The sequence below is a fragment of the Streptomyces sp. NPDC001068 genome (genome assembly GCF_042897315.1).
Lineage (GTDB): Bacteria > Actinomycetota > Actinomycetes > Streptomycetales > Streptomycetaceae > Streptomyces.
The window spans coordinates 1-26,173 of the sequence record NZ_JBIAYD010000022.1 but is presented as its reverse complement, the minus strand read 5'-3'; the positions used below and the strand labels follow the sequence as shown (position 1 = coordinate 26,173).

General features: G+C 69.9%; 27 protein-coding genes and 1 pseudogene. 8 read left to right on the top strand and 20 right to left on the bottom strand.

The features are described from left to right. Positions 1–97: 97 nt before the first annotated feature. The 6 genes from ACFY3I_RS40485 to ACFY3I_RS40460 form a co-directional block, all read right to left on the bottom strand. Positions 98–361 (bottom strand): hypothetical protein, encoded by a 264-nt coding sequence (locus tag ACFY3I_RS40485; RefSeq protein WP_390865953.1) that lies wholly within the window; start codon positions 359–361, stop codon positions 98–100. A gap of 154 nt (positions 362–515) precedes the next feature. After that, positions 516–1,412 carry an aminoglycoside phosphotransferase family protein gene (locus ACFY3I_RS40480; protein ID WP_390865952.1) on the bottom strand — a complete coding sequence of 299 codons (897 nt, stop codon included), beginning with the start codon at positions 1,410–1,412 and terminating at the stop codon, positions 516–518. A 203-nt stretch (positions 1,413–1,615) separates the two neighbouring features. Continuing rightward, complete coding sequence (locus ACFY3I_RS40475; protein WP_390865951.1) at positions 1,616–2,503, bottom strand: MBL fold metallo-hydrolase; 888 nt, start codon at positions 2,501–2,503, stop codon at positions 1,616–1,618. Between the two features lie 173 nt (positions 2,504–2,676). After that, entirely contained in the window at positions 2,677–3,222 is a 546-nt protein-coding gene (locus ACFY3I_RS40470; protein ID WP_390865950.1) for a carboxymuconolactone decarboxylase family protein, read from the bottom strand. Positions 3,223–3,713: 491 nt separating this feature from the next. Beyond that, positions 3,714–4,340: a CGNR zinc finger domain-containing protein gene (locus tag ACFY3I_RS40465; RefSeq protein WP_390865949.1), complete on the bottom strand. Its 627-nt coding sequence runs from the start codon at positions 4,338–4,340 to the stop codon at positions 3,714–3,716. 332 nt (positions 4,341–4,672) lie between these two features. Beyond that, positions 4,673–5,284 (bottom strand): TetR/AcrR family transcriptional regulator, encoded by a 612-nt coding sequence (locus tag ACFY3I_RS40460; RefSeq protein WP_390865948.1) that lies wholly within the window; start codon positions 5,282–5,284, stop codon positions 4,673–4,675. Between the two features lie 85 nt (positions 5,285–5,369). Between ACFY3I_RS40460 and ACFY3I_RS40455 the strand changes: the two genes are divergently transcribed. Together ACFY3I_RS40455 and ACFY3I_RS40450 are read left to right on the top strand one after the other, a co-directional pair. Next, complete coding sequence (locus ACFY3I_RS40455; protein WP_390865947.1) at positions 5,370–5,804, top strand: nuclear transport factor 2 family protein; 435 nt, start codon at positions 5,370–5,372, stop codon at positions 5,802–5,804. Between the two features lie 82 nt (positions 5,805–5,886). After that, positions 5,887–6,642 carry an MBL fold metallo-hydrolase gene (locus ACFY3I_RS40450; protein ID WP_390865946.1) on the top strand — a complete coding sequence of 252 codons (756 nt, stop codon included), beginning with the start codon at positions 5,887–5,889 and terminating at the stop codon, positions 6,640–6,642. A 205-nt stretch (positions 6,643–6,847) separates the two neighbouring features. On the opposite strand, the gene ACFY3I_RS40445 is transcribed toward ACFY3I_RS40450, so the two are convergent. Further along, positions 6,848–7,678: a pyridoxamine 5'-phosphate oxidase family protein gene (locus ACFY3I_RS40445; protein WP_390865945.1), complete on the bottom strand. Its 831-nt coding sequence runs from the start codon at positions 7,676–7,678 to the stop codon at positions 6,848–6,850. Positions 7,679–7,945: 267 nt separating this feature from the next. Here ACFY3I_RS40445 and ACFY3I_RS40440 point away from each other — a divergent pair, with 267 nt between their 5' ends. From ACFY3I_RS40440 to ACFY3I_RS40430, 3 genes are read left to right on the top strand one after another with little or no spacing between them, the layout of a single operon-like run. Continuing rightward, complete coding sequence (locus ACFY3I_RS40440; protein WP_390865944.1) at positions 7,946–8,566, top strand: CGNR zinc finger domain-containing protein; 621 nt, start codon at positions 7,946–7,948, stop codon at positions 8,564–8,566. A gap of 41 nt (positions 8,567–8,607) precedes the next feature. Next, the gene (locus ACFY3I_RS40435; protein ID WP_390865943.1) at positions 8,608–9,057 is read left to right on the top strand and encodes a hypothetical protein; all 450 of its coding nucleotides are present in this window, start codon (positions 8,608–8,610) and stop codon (positions 9,055–9,057) included. After that, complete coding sequence (locus tag ACFY3I_RS40430) at positions 9,054–9,182, top strand: hypothetical protein (RefSeq protein WP_390865942.1); 129 nt, start codon at positions 9,054–9,056, stop codon at positions 9,180–9,182. Before ACFY3I_RS40435 ends, ACFY3I_RS40430 begins: the two co-directional genes overlap by 4 nt. Positions 9,183–9,213: 31 nt before the next feature. On the opposite strand, the gene ACFY3I_RS40425 is transcribed toward ACFY3I_RS40430, so the two are convergent. The 6 genes from ACFY3I_RS40425 to ACFY3I_RS40400 all read right to left on the bottom strand — a co-directional run bounded on the left by ACFY3I_RS40425 (position 9,214) and on the right by ACFY3I_RS40400 (position 16,113). Next, complete coding sequence (locus tag ACFY3I_RS40425; protein WP_390866019.1) at positions 9,214–10,134, bottom strand: aldo/keto reductase; 921 nt, start codon at positions 10,132–10,134, stop codon at positions 9,214–9,216. Next, on the bottom strand, positions 10,131–10,952 hold the full coding sequence (locus tag ACFY3I_RS40420; protein WP_390865941.1) for a ribonuclease activity regulator RraA: 822 nt from the start codon (positions 10,950–10,952) through the stop codon (positions 10,131–10,133). The genes ACFY3I_RS40425 and ACFY3I_RS40420 overlap by 4 nt, the downstream gene beginning before the upstream one ends. Further along, positions 10,949–12,916, bottom strand: a complete 1,968-nt coding sequence (locus ACFY3I_RS40415) for a hypothetical protein (protein ID WP_390865940.1) — start codon at positions 12,914–12,916, stop codon at positions 10,949–10,951. Before ACFY3I_RS40415 ends, ACFY3I_RS40420 begins: the two co-directional genes overlap by 4 nt. A gap of 1 nt (position 12,917) precedes the next feature. Continuing rightward, entirely contained in the window at positions 12,918–13,910 is a 993-nt protein-coding gene (locus ACFY3I_RS40410) for a carbohydrate ABC transporter permease (protein ID WP_390865939.1), read from the bottom strand. Then, positions 13,907–14,749 carry a carbohydrate ABC transporter permease gene (locus ACFY3I_RS40405; RefSeq protein ID WP_390866018.1) on the bottom strand — a complete coding sequence of 281 codons (843 nt, stop codon included), beginning with the start codon at positions 14,747–14,749 and terminating at the stop codon, positions 13,907–13,909. Before ACFY3I_RS40405 ends, ACFY3I_RS40410 begins: the two co-directional genes overlap by 4 nt. 86 nt (positions 14,750–14,835) lie before the next feature. Next, complete coding sequence (locus tag ACFY3I_RS40400; RefSeq protein WP_390865938.1) at positions 14,836–16,113, bottom strand: ABC transporter substrate-binding protein; 1,278 nt, start codon at positions 16,111–16,113, stop codon at positions 14,836–14,838. Between the two features lie 129 nt (positions 16,114–16,242). On the opposite strand from ACFY3I_RS40400, the gene ACFY3I_RS40395 reads away from it, so the two are divergent. Next, a complete protein-coding gene (locus ACFY3I_RS40395) occupies positions 16,243–16,893 on the top strand; it encodes a GntR family transcriptional regulator (protein WP_390865937.1) in 651 nt (216 codons plus the stop codon). Positions 16,894–17,151: 258 nt separating this feature from the next. Here ACFY3I_RS40395 and ACFY3I_RS40390 read toward each other — a convergent pair whose 3' ends face one another. Continuing rightward, the gene (locus ACFY3I_RS40390) at positions 17,152–18,771 is read right to left on the bottom strand and encodes a beta-xylosidase (RefSeq protein WP_390865936.1); all 1,620 of its coding nucleotides are present in this window, start codon (positions 18,769–18,771) and stop codon (positions 17,152–17,154) included. 419 nt (positions 18,772–19,190) lie between these two features. On the opposite strand from ACFY3I_RS40390, the gene ACFY3I_RS40385 reads away from it, so the two are divergent. Continuing rightward, positions 19,191–21,542: a carbohydrate-binding protein gene (locus tag ACFY3I_RS40385; RefSeq protein ID WP_390865935.1), complete on the top strand. Its 2,352-nt coding sequence runs from the start codon at positions 19,191–19,193 to the stop codon at positions 21,540–21,542. A gap of 118 nt (positions 21,543–21,660) precedes the next feature. Here the strand turns inward: ACFY3I_RS40385 and ACFY3I_RS40380 are convergent, their stop codons facing one another. The 4 genes and pseudogenes from ACFY3I_RS40380 to ACFY3I_RS40365 all read right to left on the bottom strand — a co-directional run. Continuing rightward, the gene (locus tag ACFY3I_RS40380) at positions 21,661–22,281 is read right to left on the bottom strand and encodes a tetratricopeptide repeat protein (protein WP_390865934.1); all 621 of its coding nucleotides are present in this window, start codon (positions 22,279–22,281) and stop codon (positions 21,661–21,663) included. Positions 22,282–22,336: 55 nt separating this feature from the next. Then, on the bottom strand, positions 22,337–22,903 hold the full coding sequence (locus tag ACFY3I_RS40375; RefSeq protein WP_390865933.1) for a hypothetical protein: 567 nt from the start codon (positions 22,901–22,903) through the stop codon (positions 22,337–22,339). Next, entirely contained in the window at positions 22,816–23,892 is a 1,077-nt protein-coding gene (locus tag ACFY3I_RS40370; RefSeq protein WP_390866017.1) for an NB-ARC domain-containing protein, read from the bottom strand. The genes ACFY3I_RS40375 and ACFY3I_RS40370 overlap by 88 nt, the downstream gene beginning before the upstream one ends. Further along, positions 23,887–24,246 (bottom strand): annotated as a pseudogene (locus tag ACFY3I_RS40365) (AfsR/SARP family transcriptional regulator); the annotation flags it as partial. The pseudogene ACFY3I_RS40365 and the gene ACFY3I_RS40370, both read right to left, overlap by 6 nt. A gap of 171 nt (positions 24,247–24,417) precedes the next feature. Here ACFY3I_RS40365 and ACFY3I_RS40360 point away from each other — a divergent pair. Continuing rightward, complete coding sequence (locus ACFY3I_RS40360; RefSeq protein WP_390865932.1) at positions 24,418–25,128, top strand: hypothetical protein; 711 nt, start codon at positions 24,418–24,420, stop codon at positions 25,126–25,128. Here the strand turns inward: ACFY3I_RS40360 and ACFY3I_RS40355 are convergent. Both ACFY3I_RS40355 and ACFY3I_RS40350 read right to left on the bottom strand, forming a co-directional pair. Next, a complete protein-coding gene (locus ACFY3I_RS40355; RefSeq protein WP_390865931.1) occupies positions 25,116–25,796 on the bottom strand; it encodes a lactate utilization protein C in 681 nt (226 codons plus the stop codon). The two genes, ACFY3I_RS40360 and ACFY3I_RS40355, sit on opposite strands and share 13 nt — an antisense overlap. After that, positions 25,793–26,173, bottom strand: a 381-nt coding sequence (locus tag ACFY3I_RS40350; RefSeq protein ID WP_390865930.1) for a lactate utilisation protein LutB domain-containing protein, incomplete at its 5' end; no start/stop codon positions are given. The genes ACFY3I_RS40350 and ACFY3I_RS40355, both read right to left, overlap by 4 nt.

Genomic DNA, 26,173 nt, shown 5'->3' with positions numbered 1-26,173 from the left:
CCCCGGGCCGCGGGCATCCCGTGGACCTCTGCGTCGGTACCGGTGTTCTCGCCGCGCGAGGCCTTCGGCCTGTCCACGGACTCCTGCAGGGCCGCCATCAAGTCGAACACCTGCCCGCCGGTTTCTTCGGCTCCGGCGCCTCGGGCAGAGCGTGGTCCTCGCGCTTCGCCTCGATGACCCTCTCCAGAGGCTCCGTGTACTGGTCCACGAAGTCGGGGCCCTCCAGCCGGTCGGTGGTCATCCGCTCGATCAGCTCCACGGCCTCGTCGATCCCCGCGTCCGACACGTGCGCCGCCAGCGGGTTCACCCCGGCCGAGTCACGGACCCCACCGGGCCGGCGCATCGCGTACAAAAAAATCACGTACTCCCCGCACGCACAGCAGCCCCAGCCGCTCGCGGCCGCTCCCCGCACACTTCGTCACCGCGACCATCGCCGACCGCACCAGTGCATGGCGCAGCAGTTCGTACCGCATGGCCCTCAACCAGGATCGAGAACAGGTTCGAAGAAGCCTGTGTCAGACGCCCTTCAGGACACGATCGAGTGCCGCCCTGCCTACGGGCCCCCAATGAGGCTTGCCGCCGGGAAGGCCCCGGTCTCCGTTCTGCCCCATGGCCATCAGGAACAGGCTCTTCATGGCGGCCAGCCCGCGGGCGCGCCGAATCGCCGCCTCGTCTGCACGCGCGTACGTGTCGAAGAAACGTGAGGCCATGCCCGCGGGCAGCAGGACCCAGGCGGCGGCGAGGTCCCACGCCGGATCGCCTGCGACCAGGGCACCGAAGTCGACGACGCCCGAGAGCGTCCCGTCCGAGACGACGACGTTCGCGGGGTGGAGGTCGCCGTGCACCCACACCGGCTGACCCTCCCACGTGGGGGCCGCTACAGCCTCGTGCCAGACGGCCCGGATGTCGTCGGCAATACCGTGGAGGGCGACGGCTTGGAAGAAGTTCTCGAAGCCGTCCGTGCAGTCCCTGGGATGCGCACCGAAATCCGTAGCGATCGGCGCCCCGACGGGCGCCTCCACATGCAGCGCCCGGAGGAAGCCCGCCAGCGTGTCGGCCGCGTGGAAGCCGCGGCTGATCGAGCAGTGGTCCAGCGGCTCGCCGGGAACCCACGTCATCACGGTCCAGTGCTTGGGGAAGCGCTCGGACGGTTCACCGAACCGCAGCGGCGTCGGCACCGGGAGCGGCAGGCGCGGGGCCAGCACGGGTAGCCACCGCCGCTCCTTGAGCTGGAGTTCAGGGGTGGGGTCCATGCGCTGCATGCGCACGGCCAACTCGTCCCCGAGGCGCCACATTTGATTGCCCCAGCCGCCCGCCACCTCACGGATGGCCAGCCCTGCAAGGTCCGGATGTTGCTCCTGCAGCAGGTCACGCACCAGGTCTGCGGTGATCTCGATCTCGGAGTCGGTCATGCGAAGTCACAGTACCGAGGCGGCAGACCGAGAAGTCACAGTACCGAGGCGGCAGACCGAACGGCTCTCGCTCTGTGGAGTCCATCCCTGCCGATCCCGAGTACTTTCGGCTGGTACTCCAGCGCTCCGGCCTGAAATGACGCTACCGACCCGATCGGACGTGAACGGTCAGCTCCTCGGCTGCTCCTCCGTCCGCCATGCGGTCATTCCAGGCCCAGCACGGCGGGGATATTGACCTGCTGGTGGATGAACTCGTACATGCTGTAACCGCCGTACTCCTTCATCGCAAGCACCTCCCGAGCCTGGTCGGCCGGCAATCCCTTCGTCTTCGCTTCGCTCGCCAGGCTGTTCAGTTTTTCGATGTAGGCAACCGAGTGCAGAATGTCGGCGCGGCGCATGGTTCGTCCGTGCCCCGGAACGATCACACTCCTGTCGTCGAGGATTTCGTGGAGGCGCCTGTACGTCGCGAGCGCTTCCTCGGCTCGTCCCTCGATGAGCCATGGGAATGCCGGCGGCGGCGCTTGCAGCATGTTCCCGACGAAGACGACGTTTTCCTCGCGTACCCGAATGATCAGGTCGCCGTCGGTCTGGGCGAAGCCGATGTGATCGACGTCCACGTGCTTTCCCCCCAGATCGAGTGAGGTCGCTCCGGAGACGGTGATGTCCGCCGAACGGGGCACCACTTCTTCGATTCCTGCGTTCGCGCCAAGTAGCTCGATCATGAACGAGCGGTCCTGCTCGAAGCGGGTGTCCATCTCCCGCTTGGTCGCCGCGTGCTGGATCACAACCGTCTGGGCGGGGAAGGCGAAGTTCCCGAAGCAGTGATCTCCGTGGAAACTCGTGTTCACCAGGAATCGGATAGGCAGTGGAGTGACTTTCCGGACCTCACCGATGACCTGGGACGCCAGCCGTCCATTACTCAGCGACTCGACCACGAGGACACCGGAATCACCGACGACGAACCCCGCGTTGGTCGCGGTGTGGTCGGTCTCGTCGACATCACTCGACATCACCGCGTACACGCCGTCGGCGAGCCTGCGCGTGTGCATCTGGACCTGGGTGAGCTCGAAAGGCCTGTTTTTCTGCTGCATCTCTCGTTCCTTCTCTGCTGTCCGGCAGCGCTCCCGGCGGCCGATGGCCAGGAGCAGTCGGGCCTCGGCATCGGCCGGGCCGGCGGTGTCCGGTCAGCCTTTTGGTACTTGTGGGGGGGGCGGGCGGGTCTGCGCCCCGGCCGGCGGCAGCAGACCCAGCCGGATCCGCGGGATCAGTGCGCGTGGGGTGTGACCAGCGGCCATTCGTTGTCGGTGTCGGCGACGTTGTTGAGGAAGTTCGTCAGGACATTGAGAGCGAGGTTACCCACCACCTCGACGATTTCACCGTCAGTGACACCTGCGGCACGGGCGTCCGCCAGAACCGTGCCGTCGACCTTCCCCCGCCCGCGGATGATCGCGTCTGACAGTGCCAGCAGGGCCGCCGCGCGGGGATCGGCGGACTTGGCGTCACGCGCCGCCTCGAGTTCACTGGCCTCGATCCTGGCGACCTTGCCGGCCACGTAGGTGTGGGCGGAAAGGCAGTACTCGCACCCGTTGAACTCCGCCGCTGCGATAGCGAGGCGCTCACGGACCCCCCGCGGAAGGTCTCCGCCGGACAGAGCCCCCGACAGCGCCAGCCAGCCCTTCAGGACGGCAGGGCTGTTCGTCATGACCTTGACCAGGTTCGGCACTGCTCCCATGTTCTTCTTCACCTCTGCGAGCAGACTCGCCGTCTCGCCCGTGACCTCGGTGGGCTCGACCTGCGGAAGCGTAGGCATATGGGTTCTCCTTCGAAGCGAATGGCTAATGCTTGTGGCGTCTTCCAGACATTAGCGATGGTGCCATGATCATCCTTGCCGGTCAAATGGCAGGGCAAAGGATTTACCATTAGATGTGGTTGGAGGTCAGGCACACCGACGCGACAGCAGGCGGGCGCGTGACGACCACCGCCCGCACGAAGCGCTCACGGCAAGGAAGGGGCACGGGATCGAGGAGGGGCAGGGGTGTGCGTCTCGGCGTCCGGTCGACATGCCCCGGCCGGGATCGCCGGTGACATGCCGGATGGGGGGGCGCGCCCCGCCTCAGGCCGACACCCAGACGGTCCCGGCCGTGATCACCAGCTCGCCGACAGATCCCGCACCGGACGGCCGGTCAGCGCCTTCCGCCGGCGCGCACAGTCGGCCCCGGTCCCGGTCAGCGGCATCACGCTCCAGAGCCTCCACTCCGGTACCCGGGCAAGCGGGCATGCCCGCGAAGGGCGACCGCGACCTCAGTCCTGCCGGGCCGCCTGGTGGCGCCGGTAGTGGCGAGCGACGCGCACTCGGTTACCGCACGCCGCGGAGCACCACTCCCGGCGTGCGTGGTTCTTGACGAAGAAGAGCGGGCAGTTCGGAGCCAGACAAGGCCGCAGCCGGGCGCGATCAGGGCCCGCGAAGAGTTCGACGGCCTGGTGCGCGATGAGCTGCACGGCGAACTCCGCGGCGGTCCCGGAACCTCGGTACAGGCGTGAGGGCTCGCCGGCGGCGGGCCACGCCAATTCCGGCCAGGCTCGTGCCGACGCATTGAGGGCGGCGAGCGCCTCCGGCCGTGTCAGTTCGGGTCCGGTGACCGGCGGGCGCGGGTCGTCGGTCATCTCCGACGCCAGCCGACGCAGAGCGTCACGCAGAGTACGCAACGCCCCGGCGGCCGTACCCACCTCGTTCTCCGCCAGGTGTTCGATCTCCAGGCCGGCTTCCGCCGCCAGGCGGTCGGCAACCGCGCGCAGCCAAGCTGCGACGGCGGCGTCGTCGTCCAGTGCCTCCTGCGCAGAGCCGCGGTCGAGGTAGAAGGTGTTCATCAGCTCGACCGCCAGCGGCTCGCCAAGCAGCGGAGCCTTCGTGACCATGGTCTCGGCCATGCCGGTTCCACCTTCTTCGAGCTAATGGAAAAATCTCTGATTATCCATTTCCTGTGGGCAGTGTACGACACGGCTCGGCATCTCGGCGATTCTGAGCATGCGCGCGCATGAGAGCGGCGATGCCGGTGCCCTCCGCAGTTGGCGCAAGCGCGAGTTCAGGGAGGAGAGTTCGGCAGTCGAGGTCCTGTGCGGCAGGGGCAGTGGAGCGGAGGGTGGATACCGTCACCGCCCCCAGAGGACGACACGTTGGCCGGCAAGGCCTATTTGAAGTCGGTCCGGCAGCGAACTTCCAAGGTTTCCGCATACGTCGCCCGCTACGGCTCCAGCCGGTTTTACGGGGCTGCCGTGTCGGTGGTTCCGCTCCCGAGGGTCAGTGCTCGGGTGAGTGCGGCGCGGGTGTCCTCCGCCAGGGTGTGCGCGTTGTTGCCGAGGCGTTTGGCGGTCTGGAAGCAGGCCAGTGCGATCTGGCCGGCAAGGACGGCGGTCGCCTCATCGGATCCGCGTCGGATGAGCAGTTCGCTGAGCTTGTCCCCGAACTGCTGCATCTTCACGGCGTCGCGGTCGCGCAGTTCCGGGTGCTGTTCGATCAACGCGAAGTGGCGCGCGTAACCCGCGGCGTCGGCGGTCGCCTGGGTACACAGGGCGACCACGACGGGGCCCAGTTGCTCGACGCCCTCGGTGACGCTGCGCGGAGGCGGGGCGTCGTCCGTCTCGCCGGCCGCGGCGACCAGGTCGAGCAACTCCTGCTCCCTGGCGAACACGACCTCTTGCTTGTCGCGGAAGTGGCGAAAGAACGTGGTGCGGCCGACTTCGGCGCGTTCGGCGATGTCGCCGACCGAGACGCCGTCGAAGCCGTGTTCCTGGAACAGCTCTTGAGCGGCCTCGATGATGCGCTGCCGCGCCTGGCGCTGCTTGCGTTCGACAAGGGGCCGTGACGAGGTCATGCACGCAGCTTACCTCGGACGGTTGCCGTCCCGAATGGAACTCGATACGTTTTGGTACGCGATACCAAGACGAACGGAGACCCCGATGACGTACGAACTGACCCCGGAAGACCACCGAGCCATCGACCGGACCCTGAGCCTGGCAGGACACATCGTCGACCGAGGCGAACTCGACCGGCTCGGCGAGACCTTCACCCCCGACGCCGTCTACGACCTCAGCGACGTCGGAGCCGGCACCTTCGAGGGCATCGAGGCGATCAGGAACGGCGCACTTTCACTCGGCGCCGGCAACCCCGTCGCGCACCACATCACGAACATCGTGATCAGCAGTCAGGTGGACGACGACGTCACCGCGCAGTCCAAGGGGCTCATCCTCATGGCCAACGGATCCGTCGCCAGCGTCACCCACCTCGACACCCTGCGGCGCGGGGAGGGCGGCTGGCGGATCAGCCGGCGCGTCGTCCTGGCGCAGCGCACACCGCTCGGCGGCCTGCACGTGACGCACCCCGGCGCGCGCTGAGCGTGGGACGCGCATCGGCGCACCGCGCCGGGATCGACCTGCCCTGCTCGATATCCACCGCCCGCCAGATGAGGCAAAGGCAATGACCGAACCGCTTGTCATCACCCGGATCACCCACAGCTGCCACCTGATCCAGATCGGCGGCCTGACCGTGCTGACCGACCCCTGGTTCTCCCAACGCGCCTTCTACCACCCGGGCGAACCGATCGCCCTGCAGCCCGAGGCACTGCCGCACCTCGACGCGGTCGTGATCAGCCACGAGCACTACGACCACTGCGACCTCGACGCCCTGAGCCGCTACCCCCGCAAGGACGTGCCGCTGCTGGTCGCCGGACCGGTCCTCGAGAAGGCCCGCAAGGCGGGATTCAGCAACGTCCGCGCGCTCGAGCCGTGGCAGTCCGCGCGGGTCGGCGACCTGACCATCTCCGCGGCGCCCGGCCAGCACGGCGTCCACGAGGTCACCTACGTGGTGAGCGGCGGCGGGCGCAGCGTCTACTTCGCCGGCGACACCCTGCTCATCCCAGAGCTGCACACCCTCACCGACCGCTACGGCCCACTCGACGTCGCACTGCTTCCCGTCAACGGCCTGCACACCCGGATACCACGCAGCAGACAAGTCGTCATGAACGCCGAAGAGGCCGCCGAACTCACCGCCTCCCTCCGCCCCAAACTCGCCATCCCCCAGCACTACGCCTTCACCGGCGGCACGATAGGCGACACGCTCTTCCTCAAGAGCGACAAAGACCCCACCCTCTTCGTCGACGCCGTCCACCGCCTCGTACCGGACGTCCCGGTCAAGGTCATCAACCCCGGCGAACCACTGACCGTCACCCCGTAACCCAACCCGGCGGCCGAGCCGGCACGACCGGGCAGGCATTCCCTGATACGGCACCAGCCAGACCGCCCGCCCGCGCAAGGGTTCATTCGGCGGGCGGTCGCCCGGTTTCGGCGAAGAGCGGTACCCGAAGCGCGGCTACGTCCACCTGGGCACCGCCATCGCGGCCTTCACCATCTGGCTCCGCGCATGACCGGCCGGACAAGTCCTAGTCGGTCAGCGGAGGGTTGCCGGGAGTCGCGGCGACGGAGTCCGCTCTCAGGGGCAGTTCGAGGTCGGCCACCAGATGCTCGGGATAGAAGTGCACCCGTCGGCCGGTGCCGTCGTCGTCGCCGGTGACGCCCGGGCGTGTCCACTCCAGCTCGGCGTGTCCGGACAGGTGGAGGCTGCGTCCGGTGGTGAAGTCCAAGAAGAGGAGCGACGCGGTGGGGTCCGTCCTGAGGTTGCCGAGGGTGTTGAACATGTTGTTGCCCGAGTAGTCGGGCCACCACAGCCGCCCGTTCTCAGCCCGGACGAATCCCGGCGACCCGCCGCGGTGCGAGGCGTCGTTGCCCCGGGTGGGATGGGTGGTGCCGACCAGGAAGGTGTCGGACCGTCGGACCAAGGCGATGTCGTCGTGCGTCAAAGCGCTTCCTCGCCGTGCCGGCCCCGCGCTGACGGCCGGATCGGGCGCGCTGTGAAGGTGCCGGCTCTGGATGTACTGGGGGCAGTTGCCGTACACCTGCTCCACATCGATGTACAGCCCGCTCTCGTCGGTGTGGGTGAGGGTGCCGTTGATGCGCAGTCGCCGACGCGTGGCGAACTCGATGACGATCATGCCGACCGGCTGATGCTCGGGAAGACGCCGCAGCGGCGTGCCCTCCGTGGGCAGTGCCTGCACATGCAGGACGTCCGGTGAGACGGCGCGCAGGAATCCGGGGGGACCGACGAGCGGGGTGATCCACAGTCGGCCGTCGACGTCACGGCCGGTGATCGCCGCGAAGGTGCGCTCCGCCAGGAACTGCACGACCCCGCTGCGCAGCCGTGCGGGAGCCAGCATGCCCCTGAGCCGGGCAGCCTCTCCGGCTACTCCCGCACGGCGTTGAACGGACAGCTCGCCTTCGTGAAAACCCTCATGCACGTGGCGCATCGAGTCGATCATCAGTCTTCCTTCCCCGTGCGCCGGAGCGGCGGCCGCCCCTCTCCCGTCGCACGATCTAACGCTTGTGAGGCATGTAAAGCGTCAGATACATCTTGACGCGATCCGGCGCCCGCGTCAAACGGTTGAAGCCAAATCTAACCGTTAGAAGTGCTGTAGCCTGGGCAGATGGACACCAGGGCGCCCCTCATGGGCGAGCCGCTCCCCGTGGAGCTGATGAACACCATCTGGGCGGATCGCCACGGTCGGTACGACGCGCTGCGCGACCCGGGAGGCGTCGAAGCATGGCTGTCCTCCGTCTGCCCGCGAACAGACCTGATGACGGCGGACGACCTCGACGGCCTCGCCGCAGCGGACCTCGACCGGCTGGGCGACCGGTTGATCAGCCTGCGTGACGCCCTCCGCGGACTGGCCGCGGAGGTCACCCAGGAGCCACGGCCGGAAGCCGCGTCCGAGATCCCTGACCTGTCCACGGCGGTTCACGTGCTGAACGAGGCCGCCGGCCGGACACCTCACTGGCCGGTGCTGTGCTGGTCCCCGGGTGCCGAGCCCTCACGCCGCAGGTACACCAGCGGAGAGGCGGCATCGGCAGTCCTGTCCGCCATCGCCGAAGAGGCGGTCATTTTCTTCAGCCAGGACTCCCGTCACCAGCTCCGCGCCTGCCTGGCACCGAGCTGCGTCCTGTACTTCCTGAAGAACCACCCCCGCCGGGAATGGTGCTCCACGAGTTGCGGCAACCGAGCCCGCTCCGCACGGCACTACCAACGACACCATCGGAGCACGGCCTGACCGTCGTGGCGGTGTCAGTCCAACCGTGCACAATCCCGTCCATGAGTGAGCGCTACGAGGTCGTCTTCTCCTGCTACTTGCGCGACGACACCCCCGAACGGGTCATGGGCGCCCTGCGGTGGCACCTGGGCATGGACGCCGAGTTCCCCGAGGGTCTCGACGTCCAGGACGAGTTCCTGTACCCACTGCTCATCCCCGACAACTACGCCAACCGTCGGGTGCCCGGTGGAGACGTCGTTTCCCTGCGTCGCGAGGTGCGAGATGTCACGAGTTCCGGGGAGAGTTACGAGTGGGAACTTTTCGCACGCAACCACTGGGTCGACGACTCCATGCTTTACCTCCGGAGCCTGCTGGATCTGCTCGCCCCGCACATCGCGCAGCCCGGGTACGGGGGCCACTTCCGTCAGATATACGACACCGAGGTGACTGTCTTCGACTTCCGCGACGGGGCGTACGAGCCCATCAAGATATGGGGTGTCGACCCGCGGTGACAGGTGGCACTGAGCTCGCGCCCCGCGCGCCCCAGCTGATGCGGACCCGCAACCGGCGCGGATTCCGCATTCTCCAGGTCAAGGTCGAGCCGCTGCCCGGGGCTCGGAACGTCCACCAGGCGTGACCCCGGCCCGTTGCGCTCCGGCGGCCGCTCGTCATCGAAGCGGTACCGCCGGGTCGATGAGGCCCGCGTCGCGCAGGTCCGGCCAGAGAGCGGGTGGCAGGGGGGTGTGGGCCAGGGTGATGTTGTCCGTGATCTCGGTGGGGGTTGCCGCTCCGACCAGGATGGTGGTCACGGCGGGGTGGGTGAGGGGGAAGTGGAGTGCCGCGGCCCGTAGCGGCACCTGGTGGCGGTCGCAGATCTCCTTGAGTCGCACGGCCCGTTGGAGCACGTCCTCGGGAACGGGGCGGTAGTTGTAGGGGGCGCCGGGGCGCGGGTCGGCGAGCAGGCCCGAGTTGAAGACGCCGGCCGCGATCACTCCGATGCCGCGTTCGGCGCACAGGGGCAGGAGCGTGTGGTGCGCGCCCTGTTCCAGGAGGGTGTAGCGGCCGGCGATCAGAACCCGGTCCAGGTCGGTGCGTCGTACGAGTTCGGCCAGGGCACGGTCGCTGTTCATGCCGGCCCCGACGGCTCCGACGACTCCTTCGTCGCGCAGCCGTACCAGGGCGGGCACTGTCTCGGCGACGGCCTGGTCGAGGTGGTCGTCGGGATCGTGGACGTGGACGATGTCGAACCGGTCCACGCCGAGGCGGCGCATGCTGTCCTCCAGGCTGCGCAGCACCCCGTCCGCGCTGAAGGCGGGCTCCGGATCGCGGCCCTCCGCGACGCTCCAGCCCACCTTGGTCGCGAGTTGGTGGGTGGTCGGGCCCGCGGTGGCGAGGGCCTGCCCGACGCGCCGCTCGGACAGGCCGTTGCCGTACTTGGGTGCGGTGTCCAGGAGGTGGCAGCCCTGGGCGAGGGCGGCGTGCACGGTGGCGACCGCGACGCCCGGATCGACTGCGCCGTACAGGTCGCCGATGGGGGCGCAGCCCAGCCCGAGGGGGAACGGGTCGGTGCCGGTCGTGGCGGTGGTCATCGGGGCCGGGCGGCGCGCCACTGCTCGTACTCCTCGCGGCTGTCGGGGGTGAGGGGATAGTAGTCGGACAGGCGGGCGCCGTCGTCGATGCGCTGCCGGCTGAACTCCTCCCACTGCTCGTGGTCCTGGGCACTGTCGACGATGAGCGGCGACTTGGCGCGGGGGACGACCACGGCCCCGTCGTCGTCGGCGACCACCAGGTCGCCGGGCAGGCACAGGACACCGCCGGCGGCGATGGGCACGTCGTAGGCCCAGGGGAAGAGTTCGGACTGGGAGGCGTAGTGGGGGGTGGTCCCGGTGCACCAGATGGGCACGCCCAGGCGGCGGACGCGGGGGGCGTCGCGGATGTGTCCGTCGACGACGATGCCGGCGCCGCCCCTGCGCTTGAAGTAACGCACGAGCATGTCGCCGAAGCAGCCGGTGAACGGGCTGCCGTAGGCCTGCACGACGAGGACGTCGCCCGGTTCGATCGCTTCGAGCACGGCCCACAGCGCGGTGCTGCGCTCCACGTACTCCTGGCCCAGCCCGCTGGCCACGTCCTCGCGCTGGGGCATGAACTGCAGCGTGCGTACCCGGCCGGTCACCTTCTGGCCGGGCTCGAGGGCGGTGGGTCCCTGCAGGTAGGTGCGCCTGATGCCCAGTTCGTGGAGTTTGGCGCAGGCCGTCGCCGCGCTGACCTGGTCGAGCGCGGCGACCGCGGCGCCGTCGGCCCGTGGCGGGGTCTCGCCACGCACCGGCAGCGGCCACACGGGCGGTGCCTCCTGCGGGCCGGGGCTGTCCGGGTGCTGCGGGACGGCGAGGGCGTGCGTGTCGGTCAACGGGTGCTCCTGGAGTGGGTGGGGATGCTCTGGTGGCCGGGGCGCGAGGCGTTCAGGCGCATGTCCAGCCGCAGGCGGATCTCGTGGCCGGGCGGCAGGGTGACGTGCAGGGCGTTGCCGTCCACCGCGGCCGACAGCGGGGTCGGGTCGGGGGCGGGCAGGCCGTAGGCGTGCGCGTCGGGTGCCGTGTCCGTGGGTGTGACCTGCCAGTGCGCGGTGGTGACGAGGTGCTCTCCGAACGCTCCGCCGCGCACGCGGAGGGTGTGGGTGTCGGTGAGGCTGAGGTTGACGAGGTGGACGGTGGTCGTGGCGGTGTCCAGGCCCTCGACGAGGGCGGCCACGTCGTCCGGCAGGCCGGGGCGTCCGCGGTCGAGGTCGTCGTAGCGGACGCGGGCCAGTTGCAGGCCCCCGTTGTAGAGGGTCTGCGGCGCTCCCGTGGTGAGCTGGGTGAGCACCTCGGTGACCACCGGGTTCAGCCGCTGCCACCAGTGCAGGTCGATCTCGTCGGGTCCGGCGTGGTCGGCGGCGATCAGGGCCATGCGGTGCCTGACCTGGGCGAGGGCCATCCGCAGGGCCTGCTCGGGGTAGTCGGGGTTGGTACCGGCGAGGTAGGAGAGCCAGGGCGGTTCGTGCCCGGCCTCCTCCTTGTTGCGGAAGGGGTGTACGGCCGACCAGTCGTACCCGGCCTCCCGGGCCAGGGCGTCGAGGCGCTCGCGGTCCTGGTCCTGCCGGCCGTACCACCACAGCCAGGTCCAGTACGCGGTCTGGGGCGGCTGCGGGTCGAACCAGCCGTGCACGCCGACGCGGGTGGGCACCAGGGTGACCGGGCGGGCGGCGTCGTCGCCCAGCAGGGGTGACCAGGCTCGGCGCTGGGCGGCCGGCAGGTCGGCGAGGAAGCCGGTACGGCGCTGCTCCCACACCTGGTCGAGCGGGCGGCGGGCCAGGTCGAGTCGGTCGAGGTCACCGCCGACCAGGCATGCGCTGACGGCCGCGACCAGGGTCGCCGCACCGAGGGTGTGGACGCCGTGCGGCCAGGTCCAGCCGTAGTGGCCGCCGAACCAGCGGCCGTCGTGGTACTCCCCCACCTCGCCGGACAGGCCGACGTTGTCCGGCAGGACGCCGAGGCGGTCGGCGCGTTCCCGCCAGGCGTCGACGTAGGCCAGCACCCATGCGGACAGGCGAGGATCGTGGTCGTAGAGCCAGGCGTTGGCGACCAGTGCGGTGGCGGCGAGGTTGACCGCGGTGTCGCCGCGGCCCAGGCGGTCGCGCATGTGGTGGCCCATGCGGACGGCGAGGTCCGGGTCGGCGAGGTCGTCCCAGCGGGAGATGCCGGGGACGTCCTCCAGGGGCAGGCCGTAGGGGCGCATGCCGGGCTGGTCCTCGGCGAAACCGTCGTCCCATTGGGGGCCGAGACCGGGGCGGGGGCCGTCGGAACCGTTGTGCGGGGAGCGGATGATCCGGGCCTCCGGATCGTAGAGGCCGCTCGGGCTGTCCGGCAGGTACTGCTCGGCGAAGCGCAGGGCGCGTTCCCTGAAGAGCGGGTCCTCGGGGTCCGCGGCGCAGATGCCGTAGAACATCAGCAGCGCCTCGCCCTGGTGGAACCAGTCGTAGCCGCGCTCGAACTCGTCCTTGTGGAGGCCGAGTTCGGTGAGCTGTGCGGTGACGCCCTCCCAGTGGCGTTTGGCGGCCGGCAGGAGGTCGTCGGCGCCGCCGAGCAGGTAGAGGGCGGGCCAGTTGAAGAACGCCTCGTAGAAGTCGTCGGCGCCGTCGCGGTCCTCGATACGGCCCGCGTAGCGCAGCCGGCCGTCGGCGGGGTCGGTGTAGCGGTCGCGGAAGGTCCGCCAGGCGGTGTCCAGGTCGTCGAACAGGCGGCGTTGCAGGACCGCCCACACGGGAGGAGCCGCGCCGCGGACGGTGGCGGTGATCTCCGGGGGCGCGGGATCGTCGCGGTGGATGGGGGTCATGTCAGCCCTTCGTGGCGCCGGTGGTCAGGCCGCTGATGATGTGCCGCTGCATGATCACGAAGAAGGCCAGTGCCGGGAGCACGGCGAGCAGCAGGTTGGGGAAGACCACCGCGTAGTGCGTGGAGTACTTGCCGACGGCGGCGTAGACGCCGGTGGTGACCGTGTAGAGGCCGCTTCCGGGACCGAGGATGATCTGCGGGGTGGCGAAGTCGTTCCACACGCTCAGGCCGTGCAGGATCACCGCGGTGGCCACGACGGGCCGCATGAGCGGGAAGATCACGAGCCAGAAGGTGCGCAGCCGTCCCGCGCCGTCCACGGCCGCGGCCTGGTCGAGCTCGGGTGGCACGGTGCGGATGTACGCGCTGTAGAGGAAGACGGAGACGGGCAGGGTCAGGGTGGTCTCGAACAGCACGAAGCCGGGGATCGTGCCCATCAGGCCCACGTATTTCAGCACGTAGACGACGGGGATGAGGATCACCTGGCTGGGCACGAAGGTGCCGGCCACGAAGAGCAGCAGCAGCGCGGTGTGCCCGCGGCTGCGGCCCCGGGCGATGACGTACGACACCGGTGCCGCGATCACCAGGGAGAGGACGTTGACGAGGACGACGAACAGGGCCGTGATGCCGTACGCCCGTACGACGTCGAAGTCCGGGTCGGACAGGGCGTCGCGCAGGTACGACAGGCTCAGCCGGGCGACCGGCAGTCCGAACGGCGAGGTCCTGATGTCCTGCTCGGACTTGAAGGCGTTGACGGCCAGTAGCCACATCGGGACGAGCATCAGCAGGGCACCGACGGCGAGCGTGGCCGACCGCGCGGCCGTCCACGCGCGTGCCGAGGGACGCGGGCGCGGGTGCGGGTGCGAGTGCGGGTGCGGCGGCTTCGCGGGGTGGGCGGGGCCCGCCGTGGCCGGTCGCGGACCGGCCGCGTCGGGGGCGGAGCCGGTGCGGGGCGGCGAGGCGAGGGGGGCGGGCTGGTGGCTCGCGGGGTGGTTCATGCGGCTGCTCCCGCGTCCGTACGACGTCGTAGGAGGGTGACGGCCAGGGCCGCGACGCCGGTGATGACCGTGAGGACCACCGACTGGGCGGATCCGTAGCCCAGGACGTTGTTCTGGAAGGACTCGCCCAGGATCAGGTAGGCCCCGGTCTGGGTGCTTCCGGCCGGGCCGCCCGCGGTCAGCGACAGCACCAGGTCGTAGGTGCGCAGCAGTGAGACGAGGGTGAGCACGATGTTGACGGTGACGATCGGCGAGATCATCGGCAGCGTCACGTGGCGCAGCGTCTGCCATCGGCCCGCCCCGTCCAGTCGGGCGGCTTCGATCAGCGACGCCGGGACCGTCTGCAGGCCGGCGATGTACAGCACGAGGGCGAACCCGAACCCGGACCACACGATGACGAGGATCAGGCTGGCCAGCGCCCATCCGGGCTGGGACAGGAACGGCAGGCCCGCCTGGCCGAGCGCGTCCAGCAGCGTGTTGATCGCGCCGTTGGTGGACAGCAGCGCGGACCACAGGAACCCGATGATCAGGGCGCTGATGACGTACGGGTAGAAGAAGACGGTCCGCAGGAAGGTGTTGAGCCTGCCGGGGGCGGCGATGGCCAGCGCGACGGCGAGCCCGACGATGTTGATCAGAGCGGTGCCCACGACCGCGATCACGCCCGTGACCCAGGCAGCGTGGCGCACCTCGGGGTCGTGCAGCAGTTGGCGGTAGTTGTGCAGGCCGACCAGCGCGGGGTGGGCGGTGTAGCCGTCCCAGTCGGTCAGGCTGAGGTAGGCCGACAGTCCGAGCGGCACCACCATCATGAGCGTGAAGAGCAGCACGGCCGGTGTGGTCATCACGGCTCCGGCCAGCCGGTCGCGGGTCCGCGCGGAGAGAATGCGGACCGCCGGAGGACCGGCCGGGCGGGGCGAGGTGTGCACGCTCACTTGGTCTGCGCCTTCAGCCAGGTGTCGACGCTCTTCATCGCGGTGGCGGGGGCGCCGCCGGTGTAGAGGCTCTGGATCTGCTTGCCGGCCTGGTCCTCGAACCCGGCGGGCATCTGGTACTCGCCGCCGCCCATGATCGCCTGATGGCCGTTCGCGGTGTCGTCGAGCAGCTTCTGCACCTCGTCGGAGAGGGGGGAGAGTGCGTAGGGGTAACCGGTGCGGTAGGAGGTGTCCTGCTTGAGCTGGCTCTCGACCGCAGCCTTGTCCGTCGTCAGGAACTTGACGAGTTTGGCGTCGGCGGCCTGGTGGCTGCTGTTCTTGAAGATGCGGTAGTTGGCGCCGGGGGTGACCGACAGCCGTGCGGTCGCCGGGTCGTTCGTCTGCGGTACGGCGAACACCCCCACCTCGAAGTCCTTCTTGGCGGCGTGTTCGGCGGCCACGAACCAGCAGCCCATCGGGTACAGGGCGGACTTGCCCGACAGGAACGCGGTCTCGCCGTCCGCGTACTTCGTGCCGAGGGCGTTCTTGTCTATGTAGCCCTTGTCGATCCACGACTTGTACAGCGCCGCGCCCGGGCCGAGGTCCTTCGCCAGGGAGCGCCCGCCGGTGGCCGCCTGGAGGTACCAGTCCTTGTCGGGCGTGGTGAGCGTGGGGCCGAACAGCTGCATGAACTGCGCCTCGGTCACCCACTCGCCGGCGGTCTGCATCGGCAGGTAGCCCGCGCCCTTGAGCTCGGCCATGTCGGCGGTGAGCTCGTTGAGGGTGCGCGGTTCCGCGGTGATGCCCGCCTTCTTGAAGGCGGTCTTGTTGTAGAAGATCAGCGACTGGGCCTGCTGGCCGATCGACACGTCGTAAAGGTGGCCGTCGAGCCGTTGCGCGTCGGCCATGGGCGCGGTGGTGGCCCACTGCTGGTCGGAGAGGTCCCGGAGGTAGGGGACGACCTTGTTGCTGTGCGAGCCCTCGACCACGTCGGGCGGGCTGCCCGCGGCGAGCTGCTGCGGAAGGGTGGTGTCGACCGAGCCGTCGGACGACGTGGGGGCCTCTATCTGCACCTTGATGCCCGGGTTGGCCTTCTCGAAGGGGGCCACCAGGTTCCGCCAGTAGTCCTTCGTCAGGTTCGGTGTGATGTTGACCAGCATCCGGACCGTGCCGCTCGCTCCCGCACCGGTGTCGCCGCCCTTCGTGGACTGGAATCCTCCGCCGCCGCAGGCCGTGGCCAGCAGGCCGAGCGAGAGGAGGGTGCCGGCCGCCCCGGCGGCTCTTGTGTGTCTCATGACGTGCTCCCTCGATACGCTTCTATCGATAGGCGATATGAACGCCTGTGAGACCTCACTGTCAAGGGCCGGTAACAAAATTGAGGCGATCATCGATAAGATGCGAAGTGGTCTACACGAGGAGGCTTCATGGCGAGCGCCATCGGGCAGCCGCTGACGCGGGTACTGCTGTCCGACCAGGTGTACACACGAGTTCGCGGCCTGATCATCGAAGGCACGCTCAAGCCGGGCGACCGCCTGGTGGAGTCCGAGATCGCACGCCAGCTCGCCGTCAGCCAGGCTCCCGTCCGCGAAGCGGTCAAGCGCCTGGTCCATGAGGGCCTGGCCCAGCACATCCCGCGGCGGGGCAGCTTCGTCGCCTCCGTGGCGCAGGACGACGCGGACGCGGCCCGCGCGGTGCGCGTGACCATCGAGGAACTGGCGGCGCGGACCCTTGCCGAGCACCCGTCCGCCACGGCGACGGCCCAGCTCCAGGCCCAGGTGGAGCTGATGCGGGAGGCAGCGCGGGAGGGTGACGTCGGCCGGTTCAGGGACGCCGACATCGTCTTCCACCGCATCGTGTGCGAGGCCGGCGGCAACCCCTTCCTGCCCAAGGTCTGGGCCGTGATGGAACCGAGCCTGCGCGCCCTGCGCGTCGTCTCCGACCCGCTGTTCACGGGTGACTGGCAGGAGATGGCCGAGCAGCACGCCGGCCTGCTGGAAGTCCTCGGGGCCAACGACCCGCAGCTGGCGGCGCGGAAGTTCGCGGCCCACGCGCGGGGCGAGATCCCCACGGCCTGATCGGTCCATCCCGGCCTGCGCATGCCCCACGCGACGTTCTGTCGCGGGGGCACGCGCAGGCCGGCGTGGCCCTTGGCGGGGTTCGCTCCCGAATCTCGGCGCATTCCAGTATCTCAACTCTATCGATAGGCGATGGAGAAGGGATACGTGCCGTTCGGCGCGATGCGGTCGGCCAGGTCGGCCCGGTCGCGCCGGATGGCCCGCCGTAGCGGGCTCGTCGTCGGCCCCCTGCGGCTCACCTCCGTGACTTCGCCGCGATCACCCTCCGTCCGCGCGGGCTCCGCCCGGGCCGGAGGTCCGTTCCTCGCGGACGAGGACGACGCTCCACGGTGCGATCACCTGGTCGATGCGGAGTTCCCCATCGGCCGAGGCGTGGACCGTGTGCCGCTTCAGCGTCTGGCTGTCGCTCCTCAGGCGTCTGGCCTGTTCCCGGCCGAGCGGATCAGGTGAGCCCATCGCCCGCCACAGCGCCAGGGCGTTGCCGCTCTCGTGGTCCAGCACCTCGACGGTGAACGCGGTGCGGGCGGGCAGTCCCGTCAAGGTGATGTCGAGCCGTCCCGGGGACCCCGCCGCCAGTGTCCGTTCCGCGACCGCCCGGTCGCCGAACGAGGCGGGCGGAGCCGTCGTCACCTCGGAGGGGTAGTGGTACGCGAGGACGGCGAGGGCACCGCTGTCGCCCTCCCGCGTGACGACGGCACCCGGGACCCGGGCGAGCAACTGGTCACCGAGGCTGCCGAGGAACCGGTAGGCGTGGAAGGCCGGCTTGGGCACCCCTTGGAAGTTGATCATCCCGAAGCCGCCGTGAAAGACGGTGTCGCCCGCACCGGCCTCCTCGAAGACGTCCGTGAACGCCCAGTACGACAGCGAGTCCACCAGACCGGCGGACTCCAGGTTCGCCTTCACCACGTAGGTCGCCGCCTGGAGGTGGTCGTGCGTGTGATCGCGGGGCGACGGACTGGAGCTCCACTCGGTCAGGTGGATCTCGGCGGCGGCGAACGGGCTCGCGTCGACCGTCCGTCGCAGCAGTTCGATGTCTCGCCGGGTCGCGTCGGCGTGCCGGGTGAGCTTGACGGACCGGCCCAGGCCGTCCAGCGCCCAGTCCGTGGGATAGGGGTGCACGGACACGAAGTCGACCGGAGCGCCGGTCCGTCGGCAGTGGTCCAGGAATTCGGTCAGCCAGACCGGCGCCCAGTCCAGCGCGTCCAGATCGGGCGCGGCAATGGTTTGCGCATGCCGGGTGAGGTCCTCGACCTCACCGGCGAAACGGCCGTCCGGGACGAAGTTGCTGGTCGCCGGACCACCCACCCGCAGGGCCGGGTCGACGCGCTTCACCGCGGCCGCCGTGGCCGTGTAGAGCGCGAAGTACTGGCTACGGGTGCCGTGGAAGAACGGCCGCAGGTTGGGTTCGTTCCACACCTCGAAGTACCAGTGCCGGACCTCGTCCGTGCCGTATCGGTCCGCCCAGTGCCGGACGAGCGCCTCGACGAGGTCGCTCCATTTACCCAGGTCCGCGGGCGGTGATCCGTTCGCCCGCCACCAGAAGACCGTGTCCCGCTCGGTGGCGAGGTCACCGGGGCTGAAGCCGAGTTCGACGAACGGCCGGATGCCGAGGTCTAGAAGGCGGTCGAAGAGTTCGTCGACGTACTGGAAGTTGTGGACGGGGCGTCCGTCCTCCTCCCGGTAGACGAACATGTCGTCGTGGAGCAGGCCGTGGAAGCGGATGTACCTGAATCCGCACGACCGCACGGCCATGTCCAGCTGTTCCAGCCACCCCGCTCGAAGGCCCTCGTTGGCGCGGCCGGCGCCGACGCAGAGGTTCCAGAAATGGGCCAGTGGTGTTCCGGGGGACTCGGCGTCCACCCGCGCGATGATGTTCACTTCGCTTCTCCGTACGCGTTCGTCCGGGCATCCGCGCGTCCGTGGGTCCGTGGGTCCGTGGGTCCGTGGGTCCGTGGGTCCGTGGGTCCGTGGGTCCGTGGGTCCGTGGGTCCGGTCAAGGGTCGGGTGCGACGGTGCCGGTTTTCCATACAATCGATAGACGATCAAAGTTCTTGAACGACTAGCCGTCAAGGACCGGCGAAACACGCAGGGCGACCGACGGGATCAGAACGCCAGGTCAGGGGCGATGAACTCGGCGGAACGCAACCAGAGTCACCTCGAAGCCCTCCCCCGACGCCCCCTCCGGACAGGCACGGTACGCCGGATGAACACTCCTATCGATAGCATTCCAAGTCGTTGACACCTCCAAATGGGCCCGGCTAGCGTGCAGCGACTATCGATAGGCGATTGGATCGAAGATGAGACGGTCGACTTCCAGACTGGCGGTGCTCCTGGCCGCCGCGCTGCTGCTCAGCGGCGGCGAACTGAGTGCCAGCGCCCAGGCCCCGCACCCCACCACGTACCACGTCAGCCCGACCGGTTCGGACCGTGCGCCGGGCACCGCGACGGCACCCTTCGAGCACATCCAGAAATGCGCGACCGTGATGGTCGCCGGAGACACCTGCGTCATCTCGTCGGGCACCTACCGGGAGCGCGTCACTCCCGCCCACGACGGAACCGCCCAGGCCCGCATCACCTACACGGCCGCGGCCGGCGCGGACGTCGTCATCGACGGCACCGACGAGGTCTCCGGCTGGCGGCGGGTCACCGGTGACGACCTCTCCGACCTCAAGTCCCACGACGCCACGCTGGACGGCTCCCCCTTCGCCTCGGCCGTGGGTGACGGGCACGTCTACCAGGCACGGATCACCCTGGATCCCGCACTCCCCGGCAACCAGGTCTTCTTCGACGGAGTGCCGGGGGTCGAGGCGCAGTGGCCCTACCCCGGCGACAACCCCCTGGCCCCGAACCTGGCCTCCGCCCAGTCGGGAACCACGACGAGCCTGTCCGACAGTGCGCTGACGCAGCCCGACGGCTACTGGAAGGGCGCACGGCTCACCGCGCACAACTGGTTCGTGAGCGAGACCGGCACCGTCACCAGCTCCTCCGTCGGCAGCGTCACCGCCGCCTCCCTGCCCGACTGCGTCGGTCTGAGCCCGAACCAGCGAACGGCCTACTCACTGAGTGGGAAACTGGCACTGCTCGGGCACTCCGGGGAGTGGTTCTACGCGCCGGACACCCACACGCTGTACGGGTGGATGAAGGACGGTGACGACCCGTCCGGGCACACGGTCGAGGCCAAGCAGCGCAACGTCGGCTTCGACCTGGCCGGCCGCTCCTACACCTCAGTGACCGGTCTCGACGTACGCGCCACCACGGTGCGCGCCTCGGCGTCCTCGTCCCACGACGTCATCGACCGGCTGACCGCCCGTTACGTCTCGGCCTACTCCGATCTCGCCCCCGACCCGGCCATGGTGACGAAGCCCGACGGCTGCGCCGTGCTGACGGCGGGCGAGTCCACGTCCGGGATCATCCTGGACGGACACCACAACACCCTCAGCAACAGCACCGTCGACTGGAGCGCGGGCAACGGCGTCGTGGCCCTGGGCTCCCACAACACCGTCACGAACAACACCATCACCAACACCGACTACCTGGGGAGCTACGCGGCCGGCATCAACGTCATCGGCTCCGACCTCACCATCACCCACAACACCGTCGCCCACACGGGACGCAGCGATCTCAACATCGACGACAAGATGACCGGGGCGAAGGTCGCCGGCAACGAGATCGCCTACAACGACTTCTCGGGATACAACGTCCTGGTCAACGACGGCGGTGCCATCTACGTCTGCTGCAAGATCGACCTGACCGGCACCGGGATGCACCACAACCTGCTGCACGACGCGGCCCCCGGTGCCGCGGCCGCACCCGCCCCGGGCATCTACTTCGACAACGGCGCCTACAACGCCACGGCGTACAACAACGTCGCCTGGAACGGAACGAGTTACGGTGTGGTCCTCTTCAACGGCGACACCACCTCCGGCGACCGGGCGTACAACAACACCTCAGGGACCGACAGCAGAGCCGTCAGTTTCAACGGCGCCGCCTACACGAACGTGGACGTGGCCAACAACATCGGTGACACCGACGGGCCCGACGGCGTCACCGAGTCGCACAACCTCCCCTACTCCACCGACCCCCTGTTCGTCTCCCCCGACACACACGACTACTCGCTCCAGGCGCAGTCGCCCGCACGGGCGTCGGGAGTGGTCAAGCCGCCCGCGACCGACGGCTACAAGGGCCGCCGGCCCGATGTCGGCGCCTACCCGTACGGAGTGCCCAAGTGGACCGGCGGATCGTCGCTGCACGCCACGACCGTCCAGGCCGAACGCTACGCCGACAGCAGCGGTGTCTCCCGGCACGCGGCCGGCAGCGGCTCCGTGCTCGGCAGCTTCGACGGCGGCGACTGGGTCAAGTACACCGGCGTCGACTTCGGGTCGGGCCGCACCCTGTTCACGGGCAGCATCGGTGACGATCCCGCCTACAGCGGACGGCAGTTCGCGATCCACACCGACAGCCGCACGGGGCCGGTGATCGGCACCGTCACCGTTCTCAACACCGGCGGCTTCGACACCTACACCGACCAGTCCACCCCCATCACCCGCACCCGGGGCGTCCACGACCTCTACCTCGTCGCCCTGGGCTCCTCCCCCGGCATCGCCAACATCGACCACTTCGCCTTTACCGAACCCGCGACGAGCGGCTGACCCTCCCCCGGGGTGTGCGCGGGCCGGCGCACACCCCGGTTCGCCGGAGGGTCTGCTCGTGAGCGGTACACGATGCCGCCCTCCGGCGTGCTCTACGCCGACGCGGTTCACGGCGGCGTCACGGCGACGACGGTCTTGCGGGAGCGTCCATCCGGTTCATCTCGCCGATGGCCTGCCACAGCACCTTTGCCCGGCCGCGGTGCCGGCGCGCCGGATCGTGGAGGCCTGCGGCGGCCTCCAGGTCGCCGATCAGCTGCCAGCAGGTGGCTTCGTCCTGGCGGTCGCCGTGCCGGTGGAACAGGGCCGCGGCACGCTCCAGCGCCGGGCACGCCAGGTCCCGGTCGTCCTGACCGGCGTGCACGCGGCCGATCTCCAGCAAGGTGTACGCGGCGCACCGCTCGTCGGCCAGGTTCTCGAAGGTGGTCAGCGCCTGCCCCAGGCAGCGCAGCGCCTCGTGCTGATGGCCGCGCCGGTCGTGCAACCGGCTGAACCGCCGCAGCACGACGGCCACGCGATGCCCGTCATCGAGCTCGCCGGCCAGGCGCAGGGCTCCGGTGAACCAGGACTCCGCCGCTTCCAGTCGCCCCTGCATGAGGCGCATCACGCCCATGGAGCAGGACAGTTGGGCCTCGATGTGCCGGTCGCCCTCGCCGACCGCGATGGCCAGCGCATGCTCGACCCGTTCAAGTGCCTCGTCGTCACGCCCCTGCACCCGGCTGGCCGTGCTGAGGGTCGCCATCGACAGCGCCTCGCCGAGCTTGTCCGCGCCGTCCCGGCAGAGCTCGATGGAGGACTCAAGGGCACGGGTCGCCCGGTCGAACTCGTCCTGATAGATGTGCAGTTGGCCAAGGCCCGCGGAGCAGCACCGATGCCCCGCGCGCGTTGCCGGCGGCCTCGGCCGCGTCCAGGGCGAGCCGGTGCCCGTGCTGCCGGTCCTGGTACAGGCACCGGTGGTCGTAGTACGTCGCCGTACCCGCGGCCAGCTCCCAGGCCGCCTCGTCCAGGCCCCAGTCCACGGCCAGTTGCACGGCCCCGAGCAGGTTGTCGCGTTCCGTGTCGAACCAGCCGGACGGATCGGCCATGAGCCGGTCGACGACCCCGTCCGGGAGCGACCGGCGTGGTGCCGAACCTGGCGCGGCGGCCAGCAGCCCGCCCGGCAGCCGGCCGGTGCCACGCCCGACCAGGTCGAGCCAGACGGAGAGCACCCGAACGATCGCGTCCCGCTTGTCCGCCGTCGGCAGCTGTGCGGCGATCTCCACGGCGCAGGTCCTGATCAGGTCGTGCAGACGGTAGCGCGGCTCGCCGAGGGCGTCGGTGGCGGTGAGCCGCACCAGGCCGGCGTCGACGAGGGTGTCCAGCACCTCCTCGGCGTCCGAGCGGTCCAGCAGCGGTCGACCACCCAGCCGGGCAGGGTGGAGGCACCGAGCAGACCCAGCAGACTCAGCGCCCGCACCGCGTCGGCCGGCAGCAGCCGCAGGCTCAGGTCGACGCTGGCCCGCACGCTCAGGTCGCCGATCCGCAGCTCGGCGAGGCGTCGGGACTCGTCCTCGATCCGTTCCCGCAGCACCCGCAGCGACCAGGCCGGGCGGCCGGTGAGTCTGGCGCTGGCGATCCGGATCGCCAGCGGCAGGTTGCCGCAGCAGTCGAGGATCGCGTCGGCCTCCGCCGGCTCCCACGCGATCCGCTCCCGTCCGACGATGCCCGTGAACAGCTCCCGCGCCTCCGCCGGGCTCAGCACGTCCAGGTCGCGGTGGCGGGCGCCGGGAAGGTGCGTGAGCAGAGTGCGGCTGGTGATCAGCACGGCGCAGCCGTCGGCCGCGGGCAGCAGCGGCAGTACCTGGTCGGCGTGACCGGCGTCGTCCAGCACCACCAGCATGCGGCGGTCCGCCAGCAACGACCGGTAGAGCGCGGCCCGTTCGGACAGGCCGTTCGGGATCGCGCTGCCGGCGATGGACAGGGCGCGCAGTGCCTCGGCCAGCATCAGCGCCGGGTCCCGTGGCTCGTCCGAGGTTGCCGCCAGGTCGAGGCAGAGCTGCCCGTCGGGGAAGAACCGGCTCGCCAGCCGTGCGGCGTGCGTCACCAGACAGGACTTGCCGACACCTGGACCGCCCACGACGACGGCCACCGGCGCCCGGTTCGGCCCCGACCCGTCGAGTAATCGGGAGATCGCGGCCAGCGCGTCGGCCCGGCCCACAAAATCGGGTACGTCGAGCGGAAGTTGCCGTACCGGCATCGCCATCGCGAGCCCGGAGACCGCAGGGGCGGGGTTCTCCGGTGGCGGGCCCGACGGGCTCGGCGCGGGTGGTGCGGCCGCAAGTTCGGGATCCGCGGTGAGGATGCGCTGGTGCAGCGCCCGCAGTGGCGGGGAGGGATCGACGCCGAGTTCGTCGGCCAGTGTCCTGCGCAGCCCCTCGTACACTCGTAACGCCTCGCCCTGTCTGCGACAGCGGTAGAGCGCGACCATCAGGTGTTCGGCCACCTGCTCGTCGTAGGGATGCTCGCGGCGCAGGGCGGTCAGTTCGTCGACGACCTCCCGATGGCGGCCCAGATCCAGTTCGACGGCCAGGCACCGTTTGCGGGTGGCCGCGCGTAACTCGTTCAGCCGTGCCGCATCGATCTCCAGGACCTGGCTGCGCATGTCGAGCAGGGCGTGGCCGCGCCAGCAGGCGAGTGCGTGCCGCAGCGCGGCCGCTGGTTCGGCCGGGCTCGTGGACTGCTCGGCGACGTGTCGCCGGTGGGCCGGCCGCGGCCATCGCGGCCATCGCGGCGACCGCCACGGTCAGTACGACCGTGCGGGTCCTGTGTCTGCCACTTCGCGTTCTACCCGTCCCACGGCGCCCCGAAGGCCCGGGCGACGGCCGACACCCGCCGCTTCGTGCTGATCCTGGCAGGTGCCTCCGGCCAGTCGGAGTCCGGGAGGTTCGACCTTGAGGTTGCCGCTCGCACGGAGTCCCTGACATCCGCGTGCATGAAGTCGCACGGCTTCCGTTACCTGCCCAGAAACCCGCACAGCGTGGTGGACGTAGAGGACGCCTCGAACTTCTCGAGCCTCGGCTACGCACGAAAGCACGGGTTCGGAATATCGGTGTTCCCGCACTTCGCGCCCGAGACCCCGGCGGCCAGGAGCTACCTGAAGACCCTCTCGGCTGCTTCCCTCAAGGCTTACGACGCCGCACTTCCCGGCTGCGTGGACAGCGCACAGCGCACGACCGAGAAGGAGTACGGAATCCCGGAGGCGAACTCCGAGTGGGCTCGGGTGGACGACAAGGTGCAACACGACAGACGGTACCGATCGGCACTCGAGGCGTGGCGCTCCTGCGCGACGGCGGCCGGTCATCCGGCGCGGTCCCGCCTCGCACTCGTCACGGACCTGCGCAAGCGGTACACGTCCGTCATGGCCGGCATCCAGGGCGGGAACCACGTGTTGCCCCAGGACAAAGTGGCGGCGCTGGCGGCCCGGAGACCTGCGTGGCGCAGGTTCCACCGATCGGAACTCGATGCCGCCGTGGCGACGTTTCCCTGCTCGCGGACCACCGATCGGGCCTACGTGTCCGTATTCCTCCGGTACTTGGATCAGGAGAGGTGAAGACCCGGCGCCGGAGGAGACCGCTTCCAGGCGGCCACGGCGCGTACCAGGACCACGTCCAGGGTGCGTGGACCGTGCACCCCCTCCACCCGGTCCAGTTCGATGTCGCTGGTGGCGGAGGGTCCGGAGATCCAGGTCAACGGGCGTGTGGGGTCGAGTCGTTCGAGTGCCTGCGGGACGGAGGAGACGACCTGGTCGGGAACCCGGACGACGCAGATGTGGTGGTCGGGGACGAGGGTGATGCGGCGGCGGCCCTGGTCGGGGCCGCCGTCCAGGACGATCGTGCCGGTCTCGGCGATCGCCACCGCGCATCCGGTGACCACGCTGTCCACCGCGTCCAGCTCGCGCGCCGTGCTCGCGGCCCGGTCGTCGACCCGTTCGGGACCGGCGGTCGTCATCCAGGCCGCCGGCAGCCCGGCGGGCACCAGCACCCGCCGTGACCCGCGTTCGGCGAGCAACCGCGCGATGACGGCGGGGAGTTCGTCCTCGGTGGCACGATGCACGAGGGCCCGGTAGTCGGCCAGGTTCTCCGCCAGCAGGTCGACGGTCTGTGCGGTGGTGCGGTGTCCGTGCTCGCGGAGATACGCCCGCTCGACCGGGGCCTCCGCGCCGCCCGTGTCGGCCAGTGCGCGGCGTACCCTGCCCAGGATCCGCTCCCTGCTGCTCACTTGTCTCCGTCCGTCGTGCCGCCTGTGCGTTGCCACCAGTCGCGGAACGGCTCGGCAGGGAGGGCCGGCAGGTCCCGCGTGGCGGTCCAGGCCCGGCCGGGGCCGGGGAGGGTTCGGGGGTGCAGGCGGCGGGTGCGGGAGGCGAGGCGCTGGCCGGTGCGCAGGGCGGCCGGGTGGGACAGCGCCCAGCGGGCCGCCCGCATCGCCGCGCGCTCGGCCGCGTGTCCCCTGGCCGGTCTCAGGACCACCTTGTTGCCACCGTGGACCGTCTCGCCGCCTTCGACGATGCGTTCGCGTAGGTGGACGAGGACTTCGGGGATGTCGATGGCGACCGGGCACACCTCGTAGCAGGCGCCGCACAGTGACGACGCGTAGGG

Bases quoted from the DNA above. Each gene is read 5' to 3' on its own strand.
- ACFY3I_RS40480 (WP_390865952.1), bottom strand. From the start codon at position 1,412: ATGACCGACTCCGAGATCGAGATCACCGCAGACCTGGTGCGTGACCTG.
- ACFY3I_RS40475 (WP_390865951.1), bottom strand. From the start codon at position 2,503: ATGCAGCAGAAAAACAGGCCTTTCGAGCTCACCCAGGTCCAGATGCAC.
- ACFY3I_RS40470 (WP_390865950.1), bottom strand. From the start codon at position 3,222: ATGCCTACGCTTCCGCAGGTCGAGCCCACCGAGGTCACGGGCGAGACG.
- ACFY3I_RS40465 (WP_390865949.1), bottom strand. From the start codon at position 4,340: ATGGCCGAGACCATGGTCACGAAGGCTCCGCTGCTTGGCGAGCCGCTG.
- ACFY3I_RS40460 (WP_390865948.1), bottom strand. From the start codon at position 5,284: ATGACCTCGTCACGGCCCCTTGTCGAACGCAAGCAGCGCCAGGCGCGG.
- ACFY3I_RS40455 (WP_390865947.1), top strand. From the start codon at position 5,370: ATGACGTACGAACTGACCCCGGAAGACCACCGAGCCATCGACCGGACC.
- ACFY3I_RS40450 (WP_390865946.1), top strand. From the start codon at position 5,887: ATGACCGAACCGCTTGTCATCACCCGGATCACCCACAGCTGCCACCTG.
- ACFY3I_RS40445 (WP_390865945.1), bottom strand. From the start codon at position 7,678: ATGCTGGCTCCCGCACGGCTGCGCAGCGGGGTCGTGCAGTTCCTGGCG.
- ACFY3I_RS40440 (WP_390865944.1), top strand. From the start codon at position 7,946: ATGGACACCAGGGCGCCCCTCATGGGCGAGCCGCTCCCCGTGGAGCTG.
- ACFY3I_RS40435 (WP_390865943.1), top strand. From the start codon at position 8,608: ATGAGTGAGCGCTACGAGGTCGTCTTCTCCTGCTACTTGCGCGACGAC.
- ACFY3I_RS40425 (WP_390866019.1), bottom strand. From the start codon at position 10,134: ATGACCACCGCCACGACCGGCACCGACCCGTTCCCCCTCGGGCTGGGC.
- ACFY3I_RS40415 (WP_390865940.1), bottom strand. From the start codon at position 12,916: ATGACCCCCATCCACCGCGACGATCCCGCGCCCCCGGAGATCACCGCC.
- ACFY3I_RS40410 (WP_390865939.1), bottom strand. From the start codon at position 13,910: ATGAACCACCCCGCGAGCCACCAGCCCGCCCCCCTCGCCTCGCCGCCC.
- ACFY3I_RS40405 (WP_390866018.1), bottom strand. From the start codon at position 14,749: ATGACCACACCGGCCGTGCTGCTCTTCACGCTCATGATGGTGGTGCCG.
- ACFY3I_RS40400 (WP_390865938.1), bottom strand. From the start codon at position 16,113: ATGAGACACACAAGAGCCGCCGGGGCGGCCGGCACCCTCCTCTCGCTC.
- ACFY3I_RS40395 (WP_390865937.1), top strand. From the start codon at position 16,243: ATGGCGAGCGCCATCGGGCAGCCGCTGACGCGGGTACTGCTGTCCGAC.
- ACFY3I_RS40385 (WP_390865935.1), top strand. From the start codon at position 19,191: ATGAGACGGTCGACTTCCAGACTGGCGGTGCTCCTGGCCGCCGCGCTG.
- ACFY3I_RS40380 (WP_390865934.1), bottom strand. From the start codon at position 22,281: ATGGCGACCCTCAGCACGGCCAGCCGGGTGCAGGGGCGTGACGACGAG.